Here is a 22,376-nt window from a genome sequence, read left to right as displayed (position 1 = left end):
CTAAAAATGGCTGACAAAAACATTCAGAACGGAAAGATGGATAACCCCGAGCAATATAAAACCGAAAAAGAAAGTTTATTTGACAAGTATGAAAGTGAGAAGAATGTAGATCCTATTCCAGTGGAAGACTTAAAACAAGAAAAAAAAGAAGAAAAAAACGGCTCAAAGATAAAGAGCAGTTCTTCTACAGAGGAAAAGTACAAAGTGGACTTTGAAACGATAAAAAAGAAGAAGCTGTTTGGCGATAAATATGACGATGGAACAAGGACATAAGAAAAGCAGGATACAATGAGTCAAAATAACCTAAAGGAAAAAATCATAAATGTACTGAAAAACAGCAAAATAGGCACCCTTTCTACCATAAGAAACAACAAACCCTATTCCCGCTACATGACATTCTTTAACGATAATCTTACTTTGTTTACACCCACCAGCATTCAGACAGATAAAGCAGATGAAATTAAAGCCAACCCAACATGTTTTAGTAGGATATGAAGGTGAAGGGTTTGGTGATCCCTATGTAGAAATTGAAGGAACAGCTTCTATTAATGATTCGGTTGATTTAAAAGAAAAACTATGGAATAAGAATATGGAACCTTGGTTCGATGGTCCGAACGATTCCAATTTAATTGTTCTTGAAATTAAGCCGGATAAAATAACGCTGATGAATACAAAGGAAAATTCACCAAGAACACTTGATTTATAAACCAAGACGCCTGGCAACGAATAAAGTGTCAGGCGTCTTTTATTTTATGCTCTCATAATCTTAGCCAGCAGCGTATTTTCTATGAAGGATTTATTTAATTATCTTATTAAAATCCTTGTAGTGACTCAAATAGTAATCTGCTCCTGGAGTATTATTCTGAAAGAGGCAGGTCCTTATGCCAAGTTCCCTTGCCGGCAGAATGTCTATTTCCCTGTCTCCTATTGCTAAATCAACCTTATGCTTCCCATGCAGAAATTCATAAGAAGCAGTGTGAGGCTTGCGGGGATAGCCGTCGTCTCCTGCTACCATATCGGTAAAGTATCCATCCAATTTATGGAAGGTTAATATAGATAGAACATCATCTCTTTCCTTGTGAGTCATGATAACATTCTTATCAGCCTGCTTTAATACATGCTCAACCTCAGGAAAAGGCGTTAAATCTTTAGGCCGCAGCTGTCTCGCCATCATCCTGATTGCTTTAATTTGTTCGTCATTCAAGCCGAAATGTTCAAATGCATCGCTGAATGAAACCTTTAACTGCCAAAAGATCTCTTCGTCTGAAATCTTTTCATCTCCCATTACTTCCCTGACAATCGCTGTATAGGCTGGGTATGTATTAAACAAAGTGCCGTCAAAATCCCAAAGTATATTCAACAGGCAATGCTCCCTTCTAATTCCTTTTTATCCCCTTATTTTAGTAATTATACCTGCAGCCAATCTATTAAACTGCTTTTCCATTGTAATTAAATTACTTTGACAAACCTATAGCACAATGCTAATTTAATAGCTATAAGACTAAAAAATCTTACCCTGATAAAATAGGGTAAATTTTTAAAGGATGAATATGAATGAACAAAGAAATTATTAAGCTAATCAGAAAAAGCTATAACATGACACAGCGTGATTTCGCAAGAGTTGTCAGCTGCAGCTTCTCTCTAATAGCTCTGGTTGAGGTAGGCAAGAGAAGAGTAACAGCTGATCTTGAAAACAAGATTAAAATTGCTTTTGACCTCGATGACCAGCAGATGCAATCACTCACTTCCCTTGTTTCAGAAATCAGCAAAGGTGTCCCCCCTTTCATGTAAAGACAGATGCGGCTGTCTAAAGACCTTCCCTTCTAAGATGATACCGATCACAAATTAGCAGCCGGCAATTAAAATAGGCATTTGCCGTGCCTCTCAGCCCATTTATGCATAAATTATAAGGAGTTATAGGATTTTTGCATAAAAGGAGAGTGCCCAATGTACCCATATGGCTATTATCAAGGTTATCTTCCTCAGCCAGCAGCCCACTTCACCCCTGAATATGATTATCAGCAGTACGAACAATATGATTCTGACAGACAGCCCCAGCAGCTCGAAAGAAGGGTTACTGCTTTGGAAAGGCAAAATCAGGAGCAATCCAGAGAGATTACCCGGCTTAACAGACAGCTGGTAAATTTGACTGACCAGGTTAGAATGCTGAACCAGACCGTCGACCGCCATACACGAAGGCTTAATCGGCTGAACCAAAGGCTAAGAGCAGTTGAGAATAGACTCAACATCCCTTTTACTCCATTTGACGGGGAATTCTAAGCGAGAAGTTTGTGCTTTGTGCTGCGAGCCTTAGGAATAACAAATTTGCCCCAATCTCATAGTGATTGGGGCTTTAATTTATCTTTTGATTTATACGCAAACTTTGTAATTTCTGTCTGGACAGTGTTTGGCCATTTTTTTTTAGCTAAACCTTGCTAGGCGCTCGTAAACATCTTTTAAGTTGGAGCATCCTAATTTATGAACTTCTTCGATCAAGCGGCACCATAAGAGAGCTGTAAGCTTTGCATCCCCCAGGGCGTGATGGCGGTTATAAACAGGGATGCTATAAAATTCACAAAGGTCTTCTAATCTCCAGAATGATTTATTAGGATCAGCTATCCTGTAAAGGAAGGAGGTATCTAATATTCTATACTTGAATGGCGTGCGGAAAAGCTTCCAGCAGCTGTGCTGCATAAAGCTTTTCTCGTGGTTCGCATGATGGGCCACAAGCGGCATATCCCTCACAAATTCAAGGAAGCTAATCAATACCTCCGAGAGGGGAGGAGCTTTTTCTAAATCACCCTCAGATAAACCTGTCAGCTCCTTTATTTGGTTTGAAAGAGGCTTTTCAAATCGGACAAGTGAATAAAAACTGTCTTCACTGACTTTCCCTTTAATAATTTTAACCGCACCAATCGATATAATCTGATCCCCTTTATCGGGATAAAATCCAGTTGTTTCAATATCAAAGACAGCCACATTCAAATTTCCGAATGGAATAGCCATTGAATCGGTATTCTCCAGTTCCCTCTGCATTTGCCTTATAAAAGCCATATGCTGCGGATTTTGACCATTCATCCCACCGAACATATTAGTTTGAAGTTTTCCTTGAATACCTCTGACAAATTGGACAAAAGGATGGAATCCCATTAACCTGCACCCTTTTCAATGGCCCGAATCACAAACTGATGAAGCTTTTTGCCATCCTTTAAAATATTCTTCAATTCATTTCTTTCAGATTTTGATAAGGATTTCAGCTGAATGTAGTGGGTATCATCATAGGTATCTGTTTGCCTGTATGACTGAAGTCTCCATTTTAACAAAGCAGCAAAATTACTTTTATATTTACCCATTTCCTCCTCATAGCCATTCATTTCTTTGAGCTTACTCATTCGGGCAATAGTGGATGTCTCCAATAACCCTTCTTTGACAGCAAGAATTCTAACCGCATTTACATAAGGTATAAATGCGGAATATTTTAGATCCAGCTCTCCTTGATGGCTCCCCTTTTCCTCTGTCAGAATCTGGCCAAATGGACCAACTGATTTTTTTATATGCATGCTGGTCTCCATCATCCTGGTCAGCAAATGGGGGCTTCTTTGAATGTTCATGTGGATTAAGGACTTCAATTCGGCTATATAATCCTCCTGGCCTGCAAGAACTCTGCTGTCATAGAAAATGTGGAGATTTCTTATCGTCTGCAGACTCTCCTCCTGCATCCATGTTTGGATCTGCCTTTTCCATTTAGAAAGCGACTTGCACCACAGCGGATTTGAACACATCACATTCCCTTCGCAATATGGATATCCCACTGCATGCAGACCTTTTGAAATTTCCTCCCCCAGCTGCAAAAAATACGCTTCTGCTTCAGCCGCTCCCTCTTCAAACACCAATCCATGATCCTGGTCACTCAGAAAGCCCTGTTCCTTTCTCCCGCCGCTTCCCATTGTAAACCAGGCAAACTTCCATGAAGGTGATCTTACTATTTTCAATCGCTCCAAAGCTATGCTAATAACAGCTTTCATGATAAGGTCGTGAAATTCATTCAAAGCACTGGCATCATAACGATATTTTATTATCTGTTCCTCTTTCCACTTTTTCAGGGATTGATAAGAATTAAATGATAATTCCATCCAGGCACTTCCTTTAAGGAAAGCTCGAATCTTTGTTACGAGCTTAAACTTTTGTTTTCATCAGCCATGAAGACTTCCGGATATCCGTAGCTTCCATGTTCACTTAAATCTAATCCCATAATTTCTTCTTCTTCTGTTACCCGAAGTCCTCCCAATACTTTCTTGGCAGCTGCCAAAATAATGAAGGATACAGCAAAAGCATAAAGACCGGAGACAGCTACACCCATGAACTGGACTCCCAGCTGTTCAAAACCTCCCCCATAAAACAATCCAGGCTTTCCGACAACTGCCAATTCAGGTGTTGCAAAGAAACCAGTGGATAATGTTCCCCAAACCCCAGCTGCACCGTGAACAGATAGTGCAAAGATGGGATCATCGATTTTTCTCTTTTCAAAGAAACGCACACTGTAGAATACAAGGATTCCTGCTACAAACCCTATGACAACAGCCGCCCATGTATCCACAAATGCACAGGAAGCTGTAATAGCGACCAGGCCTGCCAGAGCACCATTAAGCATTGTCGGCACATCGGATTTCCCCATAACCACCCAGGAAATAATCAGTGCTGCTACCGCACCTGCTCCGGCAGCAAGATTGGTGTTAAGAGCTACAAACCCAAAGAACCCATCTTCCACAGTCAATGTACTCCCAGCGTTAAAACCGAACCAGCCAACCCACAGAATCAGCACACCCAGGGCTGTATATACTTGGTTATGGCCATAGATATTGTTAGCTGAACCGTCTTTGTTAAATTTTCCAATTCGGGGCTTAAGTAGTATAGTAGCGGCCAAGGCTGCCATAGCTCCTGTTAAGTGAACAACTGTTGAACCAGCAAAGTCCTGCTTGCCGTGTTCTGCAAGCCAGCCTCCTCCCCAAATCCAATGTGCAACGACAGGATAAACAATTGCGGAAAATAATACGGTGAAAATGAGGTAAACGGATAGTTTTGCACGTTCAGCAAATCCGCCTAGTGCAATCGTGATGGCAATACCGGCAAATGCCAGCTGAAATACGAAGAATACCGAAGAAGATAAGCCCATCCCCTCAAGTTCAGCACCTGAGTAAAAGAAATTTGTAAGCCCAACGAGGATATTTGCATTACCGCCAAATATGAAACCAAAGCCCACTGCCCAAAACACTAATGATGATAAACCAAAGGTAAAGATCGTTTTTCCTGCAATATGCCCAGCATTTTTCATCCTGGTAGAACCGGCTTCCAGCATAATAAAACCGCCAAGCATAAAAATGACTAAAATTGCTCCCAGCATAACCCACAGACTGTTCATTAAAAAAGTGGCATCCAATTGTAATTCCTCCCTGTTATTGTTTTGATGTAAGAATTAATATAAATTTAATGTTATATTATCTAACATCATTTAATTTAATCCTTATTTTACTCCATTTTTTATAGAAGTCAATCTGTTTTTAGAAAATTTATAATTTTTATGTTATATAATCTGACATGAATTTTATAATTGGATTAAAATGATTGGCAATTTTATAGTTGCATCTGTCTTTCATTAATCGGTTAAGTTAACAACGAGCATTAATTTGCTCAAATAATCGTCGGGAGTGATGTATCATGGCAAGAAACAAACTTTTGGTACCCGGTGCAGGAAATGTATTGGATCAAATGAAACAGGAAATCGCCAATGAGTTTGGAGTTCAGCTTGGTGCTGATACGACCGCACGAGCAAACGGTTCTGTCGGCGGGGAGATGACAAAGCGCCTTGTCGCAATGGCAGAACAACAGCTTAAAAACCAGCAAAATCATTAGAGTATGTTTTATTTGCTGGACTTAGCCGGCCCTGTCCATGGGCCGGTTATTAAAAAAATGGTTTCACTCAACAGCAGACTTACCGAACGGAGGCATACCCATGACCAACAAAAATGACAACCGCGAAAGAAAAAACAAATATCCTAATAACAAAAAACAGGATACGGAGTTCTCAAGAGAGGGAGATATCAGAAGCGAAATTACAAAAAAAGATCTGAAAAAATAAACTGTCATACACAAAAAAAGGCACGTCACTTGACTGCCTTTTTTTGTGATCTTAAATTAAACTATATCCTTTACTTTTCATTTTCTGATTCACACATTTTACTGATTTGCCTTTTCAAAATTTCATTAATTTCTCCCTTATCACCTTTGGCATTTATAATTTCAAATATCTGATTTAATCCTTCAATGTCTTGTTTATCTTGTTCCTTCACGATTAACCCTCCCTTTATGCTTACCTTGCTATTATCTTGTTTCTACACGGATTGGAATATGCCTATAGACAGCTCTAAAAACAAAAACAGTTCACCGCAATGGTGAACTGCACCGACTTTTTTAGATAATAAAGAAAATCTTATTATTTAGAGAAGGTCCGGCTATAAAGAGTGACATCCTCTATTTTGGAACGATTAGGTTCATAGCCTATTCCAGGACTTTGAGGCACAAATATAAATCCATCTTCCATAGTGACTTCAGGATCGATGATATCTTCCTTCCAGTAGTGGGAGGATGGCGCTGTATCGCCAGGAAGCGTAAAATTGGACAGTGAAGTAATGGCAATATTGTGCGCACGGCCTATTCCAGCTTCAAGCATTCCGCCACACCACATTGGAATGTTATGATCTTTGCAAAGGTCGTGAATTTTTCTGGACTCTGTCAGTCCGCCAACCCGGCCGATTTTAAGATTTATGATTCTGCAGCTTCCAAGCTCAATCGCTTTTCTGGCATCCTCAAAGGTATGTATACTTTCATCAAGGCAAATTGGCGTTTTCAGATGACTTTGAAGCTTGGCATGGTCGATAATATCATCATGATCTAAAGGCTGTTCAATCATCATTAGATTAAACTCCTCCACCCTTTGAAGGTGATCAATATCATTAAGTGTATAGGCGCAATTGGCATCAGCCATAAGCTGTATTTCAGGAAATTGGGCACGGATGGATTTTAAAATATGCACATCCCAGCCAGGCTTGATTTTTACCTTGATCCGTCGGTATCCTTCATTTACATAACCTTCAATTTGCTTGAGCATCTTTACTTCTGACTCCTGGATACCCACACTTACGCCCACTTCTATTTTTTCCTTTACTCCGCCTAAAGCTTTTGCCAGAGATACCCCTTTCTCCCGGGCATACAGGTCCCAGACAGCACCCTCGATCGCTGCTTTGGCATTGAAATTCCCCCTGATTGGCCTGAAAGCCTCTGAAACATCATCAGGGTGCCGAATTTCTGATGCAAAAAGGATCGGTATTAAATGATCACTCATTATATGCCAATTTGTTTTAACTGTTTCTTCATTGTATATTGGCTCTATAATGGAAACCGATTCAGCCCAGCCTGACTCTCCGCTTTTTGATTTTACTTCTACCAGAATAAAGTCCTTATCCACTTCTGTTCCGACACTTGTAGTAAATGGATTCAGCAGCTCCATTTTGACGTGCCTTAAAACGATGCTTTTAATTTCCATCTTCCCATTCTCCTAGCAGTATCCCTTTTCCTTTTCCAAGAGATATAAGTATTGGTTTTCCGCGGTTACGTCCTTTTTCAGATCCGTTACAATCCAGCCTTTACTGAGATAATGAACGAATACTTCTTTCGTGCTCTCTCTCCACTTCAAAGCCAATTCAAAATCCCGCTTTTTAATATCCTGAAAATTCCCAGGAACCGGTATAAGAATTTTTTCATTATCATGGGACAACTTTGTATTTTCAGGAACATAAAAACCATCCGTCATACCTGTTTCTAATGCCAGCGGCAGAACATCTTCAGACCATTGACGTTCAGGACATTCCTCTTTAATTCGCCACTCCACTAAAAATCGGTCAGATGGTATGCCTGCATTCATATGGTCTGACATTTCACCATAAGCATTTTCAATATATTGAGTGCATACTGCCCCGAGTTTATGCAGATTGAGATTGGCATTAACCGTTTCAAGAGGGTCATATGTCCACGAAATGAGATCATAGCCTTTCTCAAGCGCTGTCTTTTTTTGAGCATTTTTCAGCTTTTCCCCAATCCCGAATGCCCGGTACTTTGTGTGAATGCCAAGGCTGTGAGAGCAAAGATATACCTTTGTGCCGTTAAAGCCGGGAAAGCTGTATTGAAAGCCGATCAGTTCCTCTTCCAGGAACGCTCCTAACACAAACCCGCCATTTTTAACCGTTGCCACTGTATGATTAACCGGCACAGCTTCTTCCACACTCCATATTCGAGTTTCAAGTTCGTATACAGCTTCAAGGTCCTTAACTGTATGAAGGTTTTTAATTACCAATGATGTTAACGCTTCTTGCTTCATAACCTTCCCCTTTCCTGGATAACCAAAATATATGCCGGCCTATATGCTGCCTTTTTTACGAATGCTATAAAGTTTCTAAAATATAATATGAGCCACAGCTGCTACAATTGGCAGCGTTATAATAGTACGCAGAAGGAAAATAAGAATTAAGTCCTTAATGCTGACAGGCAGATTTGAACCTAATAGCAGGCCGCCCATTTCAGACATATATACCAGCTGTGTTACAGAGACACAAGCAATAATAAATCTTGTCATTTCACTTTCAATGCCGCTGCCGATGACAGCTGGAAGGAACATATCTGCAAATCCAACCACCATTGTCTGGGCCGCTTCTGCAGCCTCCGGTATTTGCATTAAAGCCAGGACCGGTTCAAACGGCTTGCCAAGAATGGTAAAAGCAGGGGTGAATTCAGCAATTACCAGTGCAACCGTTCCAATCGCCATAACAATTGGCAGAACTCCCATCCACATGTCCAAAACGTTTTCAAAACCTTCTTTTACAACTGCTGCAGCACTATTATTTGTACGCGCCTTCTTTATGGCATTATTTAATCCCCATTTTATAGGTGTAGTATGAGAAGGGATATTCGTTTCCGCCTTGAGCTCTGTCCCTTCATAAGCCGTATCGGCTTTCCTTGATAAAGGCGGAATTCGAGGCATTACTATAGCTGCCACCAGACCAGCCAGGATAATCGTTAAATAGTAATGAACGAAATATTGCTCTAAGTTTAAATATTGAATAATTACAATCGTAAAAGTAATGGAAACAACTGAGAAGGTTGTTGCTACAACCGCTGCCTCCCGCTTTGTATAATATCCTTCTTCGTATTGTTTTGTCGTTAACAGAACGCCAATTGTCCCGTCACCTACCCATGACGCCAGACAATCAAGCGAAGAACGTCCCGGCAGCTTAAAAACAGGCCTCATAACTTTAATCAATAATGCACCAAAAAATTCGAGTAGACCGAAATTCAATAGAAGCGGCAGCAATAAACCCGCCAGGAGAAATGTAGTAAATAGTATAGGAATTAGATCATAGATTAAGAGCGCGCCCGTATTCTCTGAATATACCGGTTCCAGACCAAACTCAAATAATGTAATAATAGCAAAAACTGTTCCAAGCAAACGGGCTGCCACCCAAAATTTACTGACATTCAGTAATTTGTTCAGATATGGGCTGTTCAAGATAAAGCCCGGCTTAAAAATTACTGCTATCAGCGAGCCAATTACTGAAAGAGCCATGATAAAAACAGTAATTGAAGGTATGGAATCTCCCAGTAATCCATTAATTTGATTTGCTAAATAAGCAACCGGGATAGTAATCCCATCTTCTCCTTGAATCGGTACCATAAATAGTAAAACCCCGACCAGAGAAGGAATTAGAAATTTTAAATAGTCCCCGGCTGTGTAGGATTCCCTTTCCTCCTGCTGAATCATCTTCTTTGATAGACTGCTCATTCATTTTGCCCCCTTTATTTTTCTGGTTAACTCCCCGCTGTTCAGACTTATTCAAAAAACAGCTCTTGTTCAGCATACAAAACTTCCAGTTCCTGCTGTCTTTTTGCAATTCTTTCTTGGTCCCGTTCATCGATACCTGCAATCAATACCTCCAGTAAACTAATTACGGAAGCTACCGAATGATGTCCAGAATCCATTAGCTCATCTGTAGTAAGTGTAACTTCTGCCATCTGCCCGATAGGCGACAGCTGGCGGTCTGTTATGGCAATAATCCGGGAATCTTGCCTTTCAGCAAAAGAAGCAAGCCTTAACGCTTCTTTCCGATAACGAGGAAAAGAAAAAATGACAACGGCCGATTGCTCTGTTAAATCACACACATCCTCAGGAAGAAAACCGTTAGGGCTTGAGATATAAACATTTCCCCTTATTTGTTTAAGTGTGTAATAAAACCAGTATGCTGCGGCAAAAGAGCTGCCAAAACCCCCGACATAAACCCTGTCTGCGCGGATTAATGCATCAATCGCTTTCCAAATTTCCCTTTCATCAACCTGTTCAAGCAATTGCAGAAGTATTTTCCTCTCTTGATCAATGACTCTCCTAAACAGGTTCTCTTTCGCTGCATTTTCTATGGAAGAATCATTTTCAATGGCATCCTGCTGCTTCCCGGCAAGCCAGTCTTTTCTGATTCGATCCTGCATTTGAGAATAACCGCTGAATCCAAGTGCATATGCAAGCCGAATGACCGTTGTCTCACTGACTCCTGCATTTCTTCCCACTTGAAATGCTGTTAATAACACCGCTTCATCAGCATGCTCCATAATAAATTCAGCTGCTTTCCTCTGTCCTGGCGAGAGTGAGGAATAGCTTTCTTTAATCATCTGGCTCATTCTTTTCTTATCCATGCCGGCTCCTCATGAATAGTGAAGGAAAAACTTCTTATGCAAAGTATAAAGCATGAAATGCTTCTCAAACAAGAAGATTTTCTACTATTCAAAATTATTTTTATTTATATTTATCTAGAAATCTATTTTTTTCGTGAAGGGAATCCTTCTTTAAGAGAATTTTAAAGGATGAAATACTTCTTTAGCAAGATAAAAATGTATTTTTAATAAAATAAATTTATTTTTATGCACTATAAACCTTAAAAACTGCCGGAAATTTGGAGTGATCACCTGAAATTGAATAGAATCGAAAAAACCACTAAAGAGAGCCTTTAGTGGTTTTAGTGTTATAAAAACATGCTCATATTCATTGTCGTAATGACAGATTGATCTGGGAGTATTGTTCTTGATGCAATCTTCCACTGATTACTCTCTTTCCTTACGATATCATTTCTCTCGCCAAACATCTCCTCTATATCATGGGTTGATCCTCTGCTTCTTTTGAATAAAAAATAACTTCTCACTTTAAATTCTTCCGGATTTTTCGTGCTCTCAACCATGATGTTTGAGATAAAGTGACGCTGCCTGGTGGCCGGATTCTCTACCCATGCAGACTTTGTATATAGACGATTTACCCGTGTGGTTAACGACTTCTTTGTTTCCTCAAAGAATGAAGCATCTTTGGATACATTATTGGCTCCTACTCCTTCAAGTGTTTCCCTAAGCGGCATTCTATATGTGAGATCGTCAGACAATAGGTCAAGCCACTCTTTATATTTCCCATTATCCAAATAGTAAGCCTCCATGTTAAGAAGATTAGTTATCTCCATTTGCAAGTGGGCTGTAATTGGAATTGACAAATATGAACTCATTTTACAGCCTCCTTTACAAAGAGGTCTTTTGAAATTAGCTTAAACCAATTCTCATGCATACTTCTCGAAATAGCATCTAAATAAGTTGTCGGATAGGCGATTCCCGGCCCAGGGAAGGATTCATCTGGTTCAACCCTATCAAAACCCATTAAATAATTGCTGACATTATTGTAATTTAATTCTTTATCCCTCATCATTAGCCCTTTGCTGACTTCAACAATCCTTGCCCATGTTTCTGTATCATCCTGTTCAAGAGTGCCAGTAGGGCCAAAGGAACCTAAATATCCCCTATAAGCAGCTTCCTTATACTCTTCCGGGGCTGCCTTGTCTATAAGAAACCAGCACCAGACCTCTACTTTTTCAGGTCCTATAGGCCTCCACATCCTAAAATTCAAATAATTATGCAGATGCCCTTCAGTCCCATGAATGGGACTTACAAATGAAAGATTAGGATAAACTCCTCCAACAAAAACGGTTACTCCAGATAAGATTTCATCCTGTTCCGGTGTCAGATTCTTCTTAAACATCGGCCACATGGACTCAGGAGTGCCTTGATAAGGAACTCTGGCTTTACCTGTTTTAGAAGTGATAACATTTATGCCATGTCCATTTTCGGTAACTATCTGGTGCCCATATCCGGCATATAGGGGATCTTCCGGACTGATTCCAAGCTCGACTGTCGACCTGTGGGTTGTTTGGACATGGTAAGGATCTGCTGCAAAATTTTCTGCCGTTGCCTTCCAATTCGCTTTTGCTACCCAACGCTGCGGAAGGCCTCTCACTTCCATTCCGCCGTCACTCCTGCCAAGCAATATATCAAAATACCATTTCATATCACCTAAATATTCTTCCAATGGCATAGCTACAGGGTCCAGGCATCCAAAAATCATTCCCTGATAACTTGCGACTTGAGGAATTTCTCTTAAACCCCACTCTGATTTATCCATTTCTTCTCCATAAACCTTATTGCCTGCTACAATTCCAATCAATTCACCGTCTAAGTTATAGCTCCAGCCATGATAAGGGCAAGTGAAGTTTTTTTTATTTCCATGATCAGCCGTGCATAACTGTGTCCCCCGATGGGTGCAGGAGTTTAAATAACCTTTAATTTCACCTTTCCTATTCTTCACAAGAAGGACCGGGTCATTAACCATCCATCTGGTAACATAACTGCCTGAATCTTTAAGCTCTGTTTCATGAGCAAGAAACTGCCAAGTGTGCCCAAATATCTTATCAATTTCCAGTTCATAAATATCTGGATCTGTAAGCACCCATTGCGGAAACAAGCCCTGCTCCATTTTTTCCTTCAATAACTGAAATGCCTTTTCATCCAATGTTTTTTTTATCATGTCTCAGGATCCCCTCCGAGTATATTAAAATTCATTCATAACCTTTTCTCGCCTTACTTAATCATGCTCGGCAGAAATGTTACTATTTCTGGGAAAATAATGAGTATGATAGTTAACACCGCCATTGTACAAATTGCTGGAATTACTCCTCTAAAGATTTTTTCAATCGGAACATCTTTCACTACCCCGCTAATAATATAAACACTTAATCCCAGAGGCGGAGTTAATACACCAATATTGATAAGCATGATCATTATGATGCCAAACCATAAACCATCAAAGCCTAATTGAGTAATAATCGGATATACTATTGGAAGTGTTAGTGTCATTATGGCAATACCTTCAAGAAACATCCCTAATATGAAATAAACAACCAGGATTAAAGCCAATATTACGTATGGAGATACATCAAGCCCTCCTACCAGCGTAGTCAAATACATTGGAATTTGGCTTAAAGCTAAAAACTTCCCAAATAAAGCCGCCCCAATTAAAATCAAAAATAACATAACTGTTAATCTCAAAGTCTCATCCAAAGATGATAGTAAGCCTTTAAATTTCAAACGTTTAGTTAGTACAGTAAGTACAAATGCTCCAATTGCACCAATACCACCAGCTTCACTCGGAGTAAATACACCAAAATAAATACCGCCAATACTTATTGCAAATATTAGCAGAAATGGCCAGATGCCTCTTAAAGAAGAGAATTTTTCTTTCGTTGTAGAAACTACCTGCTTTGTTGGAGCGATTTCAGGATTCAATCGGACTTGTATATTAATCATCAGCATAAATAAGAGTGTCATTAGAATACCAGGCACAAGACCTCCTATTAATAATGGTCCAATGGGTTCAGAAGTAAGTGCACCATAAATTATCAGCAGGACACTCGGAGGTATCAGTACTCCTAATGTACCGCCAGCTGCTACTGCTGCAGTAGAAAAGGTTTTTTTATATTGATATTCATTCATTTCAGGAATGCATATTTTCGATAATGTCGCTGTTGTGGCATTAGATGAGCCTGAAATTGCAGAAAAGATGGAAGCTGCACCAACTGTTGCAATTGCCAATCCGCCTCGAAAATGGCCAATCCACTTATCAACAGCAACAAAAAGATCTTTGCCTAAACCTGTATTTGACATAAACATTCCCATTAAAATAAAGAGGGGAATAACACTCAAACCATAATTATTGGCAGACCCAAATGCAGAAGAGCCTAATTGGGATAAACCCACACTCCAATCAGACAGCCATGAAACACCTAAAAAACCAACCAGGAATAGTGAAAGACCAACGGATACCCTTAAGAGGATCAGAGTGAGCAACAACAAGATGCCAATAACACCAATTACCTCAGGACTCATTTTTATTCACCGCCTTTATGAATGACTGAAAAGCATCTAATAGAAAAGTCAGGGTAAAAGAAAAAGCACCAAATACTGTCAAACCTATAAAAATATACAGCGGTAATCCTAAATCTCCACTTAACTCATTTCCCTGCCAGGTCCTCTTGGTATATTCGATTAATTGCCAGGTTGTTAGGGACATTAGAGTGAATAAAATAAGAGAGGCCGCTCCACTCAATACTGCTTGAACCTTAATAGGCATTTTACTTGTCAAAAAATCAATCTCAATATGGTCTTTGAAGATTTGCCCTGAGCCAAGACTAAAGAAAATCATCAATGCAAGTGCCAGACCTGTTAATTCATATGTTCCTGTTATCGGATTATTGAAAAAGTATCTCCCTATTACATCTGCGGTAGTTAGAAACATTAATAAGAAAAGCAAGATGCTGGAGACTCTATGCAGGATATTGTTTATTGTTAGGGTTAGTTTTTCTAGAAAAAGTGTCAATTTTTGAAGAAAGGAAAGCTCGCTGGGAATTACTTTGCCCAACGATATATTTTTTTGTAATTCTTGTTCCATTTATATCACCTCGTAGTGTATTACTACTTGCTCTCTATTAACTTAACCGTTTCATCATAGATTTTTTGGCCATCAACATCATTTTTCTCCATTTCGGATAACCAATTTTCCGTTACACCTTTTGATGCATCTTTAAATTTCTGTAAGTCTGAATCTGATAAAGTAATGAACTCCGTGCCTCCATCTTTTGCTTCTTTCTCTGCAAGTTCTTTTTGTTTATCGAATGCAGCACCGGCTTTTTCTGCCATTGGAACGCCGATTAGTTCATTTATCATTTCTTGATCTTCTTTAGGGATCTTGTCCCAGCTATTCTTATTCATTGCAACATAATAAATGCTCGTATTAAAATCCCCCAGTGTAACATAATCCACTACATCAAATAAGTTAAAGTCTTTGATTGCTGCAACTGGCAGAACCCCTCCATCTATCACTCCCTTTTGCATAGCATCATAAATCTCCGGTGCAGGAAGTGAAACAGGTGTTGCTCCCCAGGACTCGATCATTTTTCCAGCTTCTACTGATGGTGTTCTTAACTTCAAGCCCTTAGCATCTTCAAAACTTCTTACAGCTTTCCCTTTTGTAATAATTGCATAAGGATCGGCAGCATGTACCCAAAGCAGCTTTACATCGTCATATTCTTTCTGAATTTCCGGGAAAGTGTCATACAGTTTTTGAGCTACAACACTTAATTCAGCACCGTTGCCGCCAGTAAGAAAGGGAAGCTGCAGAACAGAATGAACTGGGAATTTCCCTGCATTGTATCCCTGAAGTCCCCAACCTGCATCCATGATCCCTGTAACTATATTGTCATAAGTATCTTTAGGGCCGCCTAAGGCTCCGCCAGGGTATATTTTAAATTTCACTCTATTTTCTGTAACCTTTGCAACCTCTTCACTAAAAGGTGCCATAGCTAATTTGTCTTGGACATGATCTGGGGAATTCATATGTCCCATTTTAAATTCGAGCGCTTTCCCATCAGCATCAGCCTCACCGCCAGAACTGCTTGAACATGCAGTGAAAACCATCAGCATCAATATCATCAAAATCGCAAATGAAAACTTTGTTGTTTTTTTCACTTTTCTCTTCCTTTCTGCCATTAAATCTTTCATTAAAATTCTGGCATTTGTATAAATAAAACGCTTTCATTTTAATCATTAAAAATGTATAAACAGCGAACTATTTCATAGACCCCCTTCCGTTTTGAATATATTAAATTTTTTATATTTTCTTATTTTTATGTTATTTCATTGTTTATTCAGCAACAAGGGGTCAGTTGCTCTATGTGCAACATATCAAAAATTTTTTATTTTTTTCCTTAAAATAAAAGACTCATAATGAGTGCTAAAGGCGCCTCATTATGAGCTGCAAAGAAATAATTAAACTGACAAACTGGCAGAATTTATTTTAAAATTATATCCAGGAATTTCAAATGGAAGACCAACATAATTCTCAGCCAGGCTAGTCGATGCGGCAATTGAGGATGTCACATAATCCAGCTCTGCGAGTTGGATTTGATATTCATAGGATGAATGGTTGACATCTCGATGCAGCATGGTTGTCATCCAATAAGAGAATCTTTGTGCCTTCCAGATTCTGCGCAGGCATATTTCAAAATATTGGTCAAGGATCTCTTTTTTGCCTGATTGATAGAACTGCAGCAGGCCATTTGACAGGACATATACATCCGAGATAGCAAGATTTAATCCCTTGGCCCCTGTAGGCGGTACAATATGCGCTGCATCACCGGCAATAAATAAACGTCCATACTGCATCGTTTCACAAACAAAACTTCGCATCGATACGATATTTTTTTGTATGATTGGACCTTCCTTCATTTTAAATCCATCTTCACTATCAACCCTAGCATGCAGTTCCGTCCAAATCCGGTCGTCTGACCAATTCTTTATATCATCATTTGGATCTACCTGAAGATAATGGCGCTGGACTTCGGGTGAACGTGTACTAATTAGGGCAAATCCTCTTTCGTGGTTTGTGTAAATTAGTTCAGGATTTACCGGCGGGGTTTCAGCCAAAATACCAAGCCATCCAAAAGGATACACTTTCTGCTTTTCTGTACGGAGATTCTTTGGAATGGCCTGACGGCTTGGCCCATGAAAGCCATCACAGCCAGCTATGAAATCACATGTAATCTCATGCTCCATTCCTTCCTTTTTAAAGCGAATCTTAGGCTCTTCTGTTTCGATATCATGTAAACTCACATGATCAGCATTAAAAATAATTTCCCCGCCAGCCTGCACCCTTGCAGCAACTAAATCCTTGATAACCTCGTGCTGGGCATAGACAGTAATCTTTTTGCCGTCTGTCAATTCTTGCATGTTTAGCCGATGCCTTTTTCCATTGAATTGCAGCTCTATGCCCTGATGAACATGCCCCTCTTTTATCATTCTTTCTCCTACTCCGGATGCATTCAGCAAATCCACTGTTCCCTGTTCCAACACACCTGCACGAATAGTGCCTTCAATTTCTTCCCGTGACTTCTTCTCAATAACAATCGTTTCAATCCCCTGCAGATGGAGTAAATGAGATAACATTAGTCCTGCAGGTCCTGCTCCAATAATTCCTACTTGTGTACGCAAATTACCAATCTCCTTTATTTTTATTTTATATGTTAACGCTTTCAATACTCATGTTATAATATGAATATTCTGAATAGAAGAAACTTTTTCTTCTATATGGAACAACTATGAATTTTTTTGGAGTGGTTTATTTGGCTACCAGTAAATCGAAAAAGTTATTGCAATCAGTCCAGAACGGACTTACCATTATTAAATTATTTACAAAGGATAAGCCTTTGTGGGGGATAACAGAGATTTCCCGTGAGTTAAATTTACCCAAAAGTTCTGTTAGCCGCATAGTTGCAGATTTGGTAGATGAGGGTTACCTGGAAAAATCCGTCAGACAATATCGCCTAGGATTATCCCTTTTATGCTTGGCTGGCGTCCTTACGACTCATTTGGAAATTCATCGGGAAGCGGTCGAGCCATTAAACTTACTGGTGAATAGAATTGGAGAAACAGCTCACATCTCCATATTGGAAGATGACAGGATCATCTATTTACTAAAAACTGAATGTAAGCACCCAGTCAGGCTACTTTCATATATAGGTAAAGACAATCCTGCTGTGTGCACTAGTTCAGGCCTGATTATGTTAGCTCATCAGCCTATGGAAAAGACTATTGAGGTGATTAGCAAGGGGCTTCCGCAAATGGGGCCAAATAGTTTTACTAACCAGGAAGAACTTTTACAAGAGCTTCAATACATAAAAGAAAAAGGTTTTGCCATTTGTATTGATGTACTTCATATAGATGTAGTCAGTATTGCTGCACCTATCCGAGATTATACCGGTAAGGTCATTGCTGCAGTTAGTGCAGCCGGTCCAAGACAAAGAATTTCGGAAAGCAAAATGATGGAACTCGTATTAGAAATCACCAAAACAGCAGAGGCTATTTCAAAAAGATTAGGGTATCTTGAATCAGTTTTTATAGATATTTAAAGTAAGGGGGAGACTAAATGGAGATGCTGCCAACAGAGAGAGTTTCCTCACTGAGGAATGCACTAAGGCTATTAAATCTCTTCACAATGGAGGAGCCAGAACTAAGTTTAAGCGAACTTAGCGGAAAATTAGGCCTTGGAAACAGCACCATTTATCGATTGACATTTACACTAATGCAAGAAGGCTTCCTTGCGAGAGATCCTGTGTCTAAAAACTTCCGGCTCGGATCCTCAATTTTAGCTAAAGGGACGGCAATTCTGTCCCAATATGATATCTGTAAATATTCACCTGAAATTCTGAGGAAATTAGTCCAAGAGACAGGTGAAACCGCACATTTGTCTACCTTGACAGATAATAGAGTCATCTATTTGCAAAAAATTAATGCTGTAAACTATGTACACCTTCTTTCACATGCAGGCAAGCAAAACTACATCCACTGTACAAGTTCAGGACAAGCGATACTAGCTTTCCAGCCTGAGGAAGTGATTAAGGGAGTAATTGAAAAAGGACTGCCAAAGTTAACTGCATACACGGTCACTAATCCACAAAAACTAAAATTCCTACTTTCTCTGATTAAAAAAAACGGCTATGCTTTTAGCAGAGAAGAAATGCATAATGGTGTATCATCTATTGCCTCTCCTGTGTTTTCTCAACCAGGAAAAGCCTCTTATTCAATAAGCATTGCAGGTCCCTCCTCCAGAATCAATCAAGGAAGTGCTCCTGAGCTAGCGAAGATTGTAAAGAGGGCTGCAAATGAACTTTCTGAAAAAATAAAAAATCGCAACTTATGTATTTGACTAAACAATAAATGCGCCCGCCCCATTGGGGACAGGCGCATTTATTATATGATCATTGATTTTTCAAACGGACAGCTTCTTCATAGATCTCCTTACCAGGAAGCCCTTTTGCTTCCATTTCATCAATCCACTTACTATAAACAGGCTGCAGGGCTTTTTCCCATTCTGCTTTTTCATTATCAGATAGCTCATAAACTTCTATACCGGCATCCTCCGCTTGCTTCCAGCCCAGCTCACCGTCTTCATCATAGATAGCACCAGCTTTCATAGCCACTGATTCCCCCATTAGATTCTCTATAGTTTTTTGATCCTCAAGGGATATGTTTTCCCAGGTTTTGGCGTTCATAACCATGAATAAGCTGCTCGTATAGAAATCCCCTTTGGTTATATACTTTGTGACATCAGACAATTGGAAGTTTGTTATCACCGATGCAGGAGCTAAAGCTCCATCAACGACTCCTTTCTGCATGGCTTCATATACACCATCCATAGGAATGGATACAGGGGTAGCTCCAAACGTCTCAAGAATGGCTGTTCCAGCAGGAGAAGGGGTTCGAATCTTCAATCCTTTTAAGTCTTCCATTTTCATTATAGGTTTTTTCGAAGTGAAAATTTGGGCTGCATCATTCTTAAATAACCAGGCGATTTTCGTCTCTTCATGCTCTTCAGCTATTTCCGGGAATTTTTCATACAATGACCAGAAAATGCGGGTACCGTCTTCCGCATTTTTCCCCATAAACGGCAATTCTGTAACACTTGTTAAGGGGAACTTCCCTGGAGTATTAGCATGCAGTGCCATTGACATAGCTGCCGTACCTGTAACCGCTAAGTCATATTGTTCATTAGCTTTTCCCAGGGCACTCCCAGAATAAATAGTTCCTTTGACTCTTCCCTCAGTTGCTTTTTCAACCTCTTTCAAAAACGGCTCAATAACATCCGAATGCTGGGGATGCTGGCCTGGCATAAAACTGGACACAGCCAGATCAACTGGTTTTACTTCTTCCCCTGCTGTCTTTTCTGAAGAACCGCCACAAGCTGTTAATGCAAAGGTCAATACACTTGCAACTCCAAAAATACCAATCCGTCTAATCATTTGCTGATTATTTCCCACTGCATTCCACCCCTTTTTAATGGCCTGTTAAAGCCTGTCTCACCTATTGAGATTGACCGTGCTATTCTTTAGATGCCTTATCGGAAGTCTGCTTATACCCTATCTTCTTTGAATTTAGCCTTGTGGCAGCCTGACATCTACTACCGCTGACTTGCCTTCATGTTTGACGGCATGAATAGCATTTAATAGGGTATCTTTTAATTCTTCGGGCCTTCCAACAATACAAGCAAACGCCCCGCCTGCCGCTTCAGCTATATCAGCATATCTAGACGCTGGGTTGAATTTAACAAAAAATTCATCTGTTTGTTGGGCGATTCCATTTGGATGCACTCCCAATGTAGAAAATTTAGGTGCTGTCCAGCCCTCATTATTGTAAATAATCGTCAAGAAAGGCGTTTCATATTTTCTTGACATCCAGTGCAAAGGAGTTGGATTACTGAACATAAAACTTCCATCACCTGTCAAAGCAACAACCAGCTTATCAGGTTCGGCCAACTTTGCACCAAAAGCTGCCCCTCCGCTCCATCCCAAGGAACTTGCTCCCGGGCTAAAGTAAGTACCCGGCTTATTCCTTGGCAAGTGCATGGTAACTGTAGAAAAATTTGTTATAGCTTCACTAATGACTATGTCATCATCATTAAGAACTTCCCTTAAGCAGCCTGTCAGCATTTGAGGAGTAATGACTGATTCCTCTCCTGAATACTCCATTTCCTTCCATTCCAGTCTCTGTGCCTTATGAATGTTTGATATAGCTTTATATCTTTTTGAAACGGATGATTCATCTATTAATCTTTGATGTTTATTAAAGTAGGAATTAATTTGCGAGAGGGCAGTATAGGAATCCGCTTTAAAAAATCCTTCAGCTGGAATATACCAAAGCGGAATATTTTCCTTTAATGGATCCATATCAATTAATATAATTTCGCAATTCTCAGAGGGTTTATTTTTAAACGGTATCCATGGGACATCACTGTCCACTACAAGAATAAAGTCAGCTTCTTCCAAGTGTTCATTCTGATGTGGTTCATTCCATGTATAACCGATATGCATCGGATGATCAGATGGAAAATTCATATAGCTAGGCACTGATTCAAGTACAGGTATTGCCAATCTCTCAGATAACTTAACTAATTGCTGGACACTTTTCTGGTTCCTCCCTAAATAAGAAGTAACAATTAAAGGTTTTTCGGCTTTCAGCAACCGGCCAGCTATTTCTAGTATTCTATCTTCTGGTATGGCAGCAGGAGATATGCAGCCCCATCTCTTTAGAGCAATTTCATAAGGTTCTATTTCATCTTCCATTACTTCACGTGCAGCCATTAAATATGCTGGTCCTTTTGGATCACTCTTAGTAATTTGCATTGCCCGTGATACTATTTGTTTGATATTTTTACCAGTTCGTATTTCATTGTCGTATTTTGCATATCCTCTTACGATTCCCCGCTGATCAAACGAATCCTGAAGCCAATGAATATACTCATTTCGGCTTCCCTTTAATTCCCCCTCCTGGGTGGCAGGTGAAGTTCCAGCAAATATCAGAATTGGGATTCTCGCCTTTGCAGCATTATGTATAGCCCCGCCTAGATTCTGTGTCCCACAGTCAACATGGACAATAACAGCCTGCGGCTCTCCTGTAAGCATGGCATATCCATGTGCAGCACTCATAGCCACAAATTCATGAGGACAAGTAATAACTTGAGGGGTATCTTTATCTTCTAATTTAGCTTTGGCAAAGCTTTCAATAATGGCGGGATGGTCACTTCCCAAATTGGCAAAGATATATTTCACCCCAATTTCCTGTAAAGTTTCCAGCATGGCGTCCGCAGTTGTATATATTGCCTTATAGTTTGAAGCTTTGCTTGAATCTTTGTTCACTTCCTGAACACTCACATTATCTCCTCCTATCATAATCGTTTTTTTCTTAAACCTTTATTAAGCGCTTACATCTCTGTTTAATTAAATCCTATCACATGGTAAAATATATGAAAAATATTAATTTTCTAATAATTATATACTTAAAAAGTATACCTCAGACAAGGAGCA

General features: G+C 39.7%; 24 protein-coding genes and 1 pseudogene. 8 read left to right on the top strand and 17 right to left on the bottom strand.

Annotated elements, in window-relative coordinates; genetic code table 11:
• Window positions 1–6: 6 nt before the first annotated feature.
• Both IRB79_RS09080 and IRB79_RS09075 read left to right on the top strand, forming a co-directional pair.
• Window positions 7–273, top strand: a complete 267-nt coding sequence (locus IRB79_RS09080) for a hypothetical protein (RefSeq protein ID WP_243508168.1) — start codon at window positions 7–9, stop codon at window positions 271–273.
• 15 nt (window positions 274–288) lie between these two features.
• A pseudogene (locus tag IRB79_RS09075) lies at window positions 289–706 on the top strand (pyridoxamine 5'-phosphate oxidase family protein).
• A gap of 90 nt (window positions 707–796) precedes the next feature.
• Here IRB79_RS09075 and IRB79_RS09070 read toward each other — a convergent pair.
• Entirely contained in the window at window positions 797–1,360 is a 564-nt protein-coding gene (locus IRB79_RS09070) for an HAD hydrolase-like protein (protein WP_243508167.1), read from the bottom strand.
• 194 nt (window positions 1,361–1,554) lie between these two features.
• Between IRB79_RS09070 and IRB79_RS09065 the strand changes: the two genes are divergently transcribed.
• Together IRB79_RS09065 and IRB79_RS09060 are read left to right on the top strand one after the other, a co-directional pair.
• The gene (locus IRB79_RS09065) at window positions 1,555–1,791 is read left to right on the top strand and encodes a helix-turn-helix domain-containing protein (protein ID WP_009331127.1); all 237 of its coding nucleotides are present in this window, start codon (window positions 1,555–1,557) and stop codon (window positions 1,789–1,791) included.
• A gap of 156 nt (window positions 1,792–1,947) precedes the next feature.
• A complete protein-coding gene (locus IRB79_RS09060; protein ID WP_221877494.1) occupies window positions 1,948–2,280 on the top strand; it encodes a hypothetical protein in 333 nt (110 codons plus the stop codon).
• Between the two features lie 141 nt (window positions 2,281–2,421).
• Here the strand turns inward: IRB79_RS09060 and IRB79_RS09055 are convergent, their stop codons facing one another.
• From IRB79_RS09055 to IRB79_RS09045, 3 genes are read right to left on the bottom strand one after another with little or no spacing between them, the layout of a single operon-like run.
• Window positions 2,422–3,150, bottom strand: coding sequence for an exonuclease domain-containing protein (locus tag IRB79_RS09055; protein WP_243508166.1), 729 nt, complete (start codon window positions 3,148–3,150; stop codon window positions 2,422–2,424).
• Window positions 3,150–4,133, bottom strand: coding sequence for a DUF294 nucleotidyltransferase-like domain-containing protein (locus IRB79_RS09050; protein WP_243508165.1), 984 nt, complete (start codon window positions 4,131–4,133; stop codon window positions 3,150–3,152). The genes IRB79_RS09055 and IRB79_RS09050 overlap by 1 nt, the downstream gene beginning before the upstream one ends.
• A 35-nt stretch (window positions 4,134–4,168) precedes the next feature.
• On the bottom strand, window positions 4,169–5,437 hold the full coding sequence (locus tag IRB79_RS09045; protein ID WP_243508164.1) for an ammonium transporter: 1,269 nt from the start codon (window positions 5,435–5,437) through the stop codon (window positions 4,169–4,171).
• A 278-nt stretch (window positions 5,438–5,715) separates the two neighbouring features.
• On the opposite strand from IRB79_RS09045, the gene IRB79_RS09040 reads away from it, so the two are divergent.
• Window positions 5,716–5,910 (top strand): alpha/beta-type small acid-soluble spore protein, encoded by a 195-nt coding sequence (locus IRB79_RS09040; protein ID WP_243508163.1) that lies wholly within the window; start codon window positions 5,716–5,718, stop codon window positions 5,908–5,910.
• A gap of 100 nt (window positions 5,911–6,010) precedes the next feature.
• A complete protein-coding gene (locus tag IRB79_RS28020; RefSeq protein WP_275723147.1) occupies window positions 6,011–6,136 on the top strand; it encodes a hypothetical protein in 126 nt (41 codons plus the stop codon).
• A 70-nt stretch (window positions 6,137–6,206) separates the two neighbouring features.
• On the opposite strand, the gene IRB79_RS09035 is transcribed toward IRB79_RS28020, so the two are convergent.
• From IRB79_RS09035 to pobA, 11 genes are all read right to left on the bottom strand, one after another.
• Entirely contained in the window at window positions 6,207–6,347 is a 141-nt protein-coding gene (locus tag IRB79_RS09035) for a hypothetical protein (RefSeq protein ID WP_243508162.1), read from the bottom strand.
• A gap of 143 nt (window positions 6,348–6,490) precedes the next feature.
• Complete coding sequence (gene menC, locus IRB79_RS09030) at window positions 6,491–7,600, bottom strand: o-succinylbenzoate synthase (protein ID WP_243508161.1); 1,110 nt, start codon at window positions 7,598–7,600, stop codon at window positions 6,491–6,493.
• A gap of 12 nt (window positions 7,601–7,612) precedes the next feature.
• Window positions 7,613–8,431: a GNAT family N-acetyltransferase gene (locus tag IRB79_RS09025; protein ID WP_243508160.1), complete on the bottom strand. Its 819-nt coding sequence runs from the start codon at window positions 8,429–8,431 to the stop codon at window positions 7,613–7,615.
• 75 nt (window positions 8,432–8,506) lie between these two features.
• Window positions 8,507–9,889, bottom strand: a complete 1,383-nt coding sequence (locus IRB79_RS09020; protein WP_243508159.1) for a YjiH family protein — start codon at window positions 9,887–9,889, stop codon at window positions 8,507–8,509.
• A 47-nt stretch (window positions 9,890–9,936) separates the two neighbouring features.
• A complete protein-coding gene (locus IRB79_RS09015; protein ID WP_243508158.1) occupies window positions 9,937–10,791 on the bottom strand; it encodes a MurR/RpiR family transcriptional regulator in 855 nt (284 codons plus the stop codon).
• A 326-nt stretch (window positions 10,792–11,117) separates the two neighbouring features.
• The gene (locus tag IRB79_RS09010; protein ID WP_243508157.1) at window positions 11,118–11,642 is read right to left on the bottom strand and encodes a 3-phenylpropionate/cinnamic acid dioxygenase subunit beta; all 525 of its coding nucleotides are present in this window, start codon (window positions 11,640–11,642) and stop codon (window positions 11,118–11,120) included.
• Window positions 11,639–12,991 (bottom strand): aromatic ring-hydroxylating oxygenase subunit alpha, encoded by a 1,353-nt coding sequence (locus IRB79_RS09005; protein ID WP_243508156.1) that lies wholly within the window; start codon window positions 12,989–12,991, stop codon window positions 11,639–11,641. The genes IRB79_RS09010 and IRB79_RS09005 overlap by 4 nt, the downstream gene beginning before the upstream one ends.
• Window positions 12,992–13,044: 53 nt before the next feature.
• Window positions 13,045–14,349 carry a TRAP transporter large permease gene (locus IRB79_RS09000; RefSeq protein ID WP_243508155.1) on the bottom strand — a complete coding sequence of 435 codons (1,305 nt, stop codon included), beginning with the start codon at window positions 14,347–14,349 and terminating at the stop codon, window positions 13,045–13,047.
• Entirely contained in the window at window positions 14,339–14,911 is a 573-nt protein-coding gene (locus IRB79_RS08995) for a TRAP transporter small permease (RefSeq protein WP_243508154.1), read from the bottom strand. Before IRB79_RS08995 ends, IRB79_RS09000 begins: the two co-directional genes overlap by 11 nt.
• A 23-nt stretch (window positions 14,912–14,934) precedes the next feature.
• Window positions 14,935–15,987: a TRAP transporter substrate-binding protein gene (locus tag IRB79_RS08990; protein WP_243508153.1), complete on the bottom strand. Its 1,053-nt coding sequence runs from the start codon at window positions 15,985–15,987 to the stop codon at window positions 14,935–14,937.
• A gap of 300 nt (window positions 15,988–16,287) precedes the next feature.
• Entirely contained in the window at window positions 16,288–17,508 is a 1,221-nt protein-coding gene (pobA, locus tag IRB79_RS08985) for a 4-hydroxybenzoate 3-monooxygenase (protein ID WP_243508152.1), read from the bottom strand.
• Window positions 17,509–17,639: 131 nt separating this feature from the next.
• Here pobA and IRB79_RS08980 point away from each other — a divergent pair, with 131 nt between their 5' ends.
• Both IRB79_RS08980 and IRB79_RS08975 read left to right on the top strand, forming a co-directional pair.
• Complete coding sequence (locus IRB79_RS08980) at window positions 17,640–18,425, top strand: IclR family transcriptional regulator (RefSeq protein ID WP_243508151.1); 786 nt, start codon at window positions 17,640–17,642, stop codon at window positions 18,423–18,425.
• A 17-nt stretch (window positions 18,426–18,442) separates the two neighbouring features.
• On the top strand, window positions 18,443–19,222 hold the full coding sequence (locus IRB79_RS08975) for an IclR family transcriptional regulator (RefSeq protein ID WP_243508150.1): 780 nt from the start codon (window positions 18,443–18,445) through the stop codon (window positions 19,220–19,222).
• Window positions 19,223–19,274: 52 nt separating this feature from the next.
• Here the strand turns inward: IRB79_RS08975 and IRB79_RS08970 are convergent, their stop codons facing one another.
• Together IRB79_RS08970 and IRB79_RS08965 are read right to left on the bottom strand one after the other, a co-directional pair.
• Window positions 19,275–20,333, bottom strand: a complete 1,059-nt coding sequence (locus IRB79_RS08970) for a TRAP transporter substrate-binding protein (protein ID WP_243508149.1) — start codon at window positions 20,331–20,333, stop codon at window positions 19,275–19,277.
• A gap of 114 nt (window positions 20,334–20,447) precedes the next feature.
• Window positions 20,448–22,223, bottom strand: a complete 1,776-nt coding sequence (locus IRB79_RS08965) for a thiamine pyrophosphate-requiring protein (RefSeq protein ID WP_243508148.1) — start codon at window positions 22,221–22,223, stop codon at window positions 20,448–20,450.
• Window positions 22,224–22,376: the final 153 nt, after the last annotated feature.

The organism is Cytobacillus oceanisediminis (assembly GCF_022811925.1).
Lineage (GTDB): Bacteria > Bacillota > Bacilli > Bacillales > Cytobacillaceae > Cytobacillus > Cytobacillus oceanisediminis_D.
Note: the sequence above shows the minus strand (reverse complement) of the source record. Positions and strands in the feature narration are given on the sequence as shown.

What these genes read in the sequence shown, in the direction of transcription:
- IRB79_RS09080 (WP_243508168.1), top strand. Translation starts at nt 7, where the DNA reads ATGGCTGACAAAAACATTCAGAACGGAAAGATGGATAACCCCGAGCAA.
- IRB79_RS09065 (WP_009331127.1), top strand. Translation starts at nt 1,555, where the DNA reads ATGAACAAAGAAATTATTAAGCTAATCAGAAAAAGCTATAACATGACA.
- IRB79_RS09060 (WP_221877494.1), top strand. Translation starts at nt 1,948, where the DNA reads ATGTACCCATATGGCTATTATCAAGGTTATCTTCCTCAGCCAGCAGCC.
- IRB79_RS09055 (WP_243508166.1), bottom strand. Translation starts at nt 3,150, where the DNA reads ATGGGATTCCATCCTTTTGTCCAATTTGTCAGAGGTATTCAAGGAAAA.
- IRB79_RS09050 (WP_243508165.1), bottom strand. Translation starts at nt 4,133, where the DNA reads ATGGAATTATCATTTAATTCTTATCAATCCCTGAAAAAGTGGAAAGAG.
- IRB79_RS09040 (WP_243508163.1), top strand. Translation starts at nt 5,716, where the DNA reads ATGGCAAGAAACAAACTTTTGGTACCCGGTGCAGGAAATGTATTGGAT.
- IRB79_RS28020 (WP_275723147.1), top strand. Translation starts at nt 6,011, where the DNA reads ATGACCAACAAAAATGACAACCGCGAAAGAAAAAACAAATATCCTAAT.
- menC (WP_243508161.1), bottom strand. Translation starts at nt 7,600, where the DNA reads ATGGAAATTAAAAGCATCGTTTTAAGGCACGTCAAAATGGAGCTGCTG.
- IRB79_RS09025 (WP_243508160.1), bottom strand. Translation starts at nt 8,431, where the DNA reads ATGAAGCAAGAAGCGTTAACATCATTGGTAATTAAAAACCTTCATACA.
- IRB79_RS09020 (WP_243508159.1), bottom strand. Translation starts at nt 9,889, where the DNA reads ATGAGCAGTCTATCAAAGAAGATGATTCAGCAGGAGGAAAGGGAATCC.
- IRB79_RS09015 (WP_243508158.1), bottom strand. Translation starts at nt 10,791, where the DNA reads ATGGATAAGAAAAGAATGAGCCAGATGATTAAAGAAAGCTATTCCTCA.
- IRB79_RS09010 (WP_243508157.1), bottom strand. Translation starts at nt 11,642, where the DNA reads ATGAGTTCATATTTGTCAATTCCAATTACAGCCCACTTGCAAATGGAG.
- IRB79_RS09005 (WP_243508156.1), bottom strand. Translation starts at nt 12,991, where the DNA reads ATGATAAAAAAAACATTGGATGAAAAGGCATTTCAGTTATTGAAGGAA.
- IRB79_RS09000 (WP_243508155.1), bottom strand. Translation starts at nt 14,349, where the DNA reads ATGAGTCCTGAGGTAATTGGTGTTATTGGCATCTTGTTGTTGCTCACT.
- IRB79_RS08995 (WP_243508154.1), bottom strand. Translation starts at nt 14,911, where the DNA reads ATGGAACAAGAATTACAAAAAAATATATCGTTGGGCAAAGTAATTCCC.
- IRB79_RS08975 (WP_243508150.1), top strand. Translation starts at nt 18,443, where the DNA reads ATGGAGATGCTGCCAACAGAGAGAGTTTCCTCACTGAGGAATGCACTA.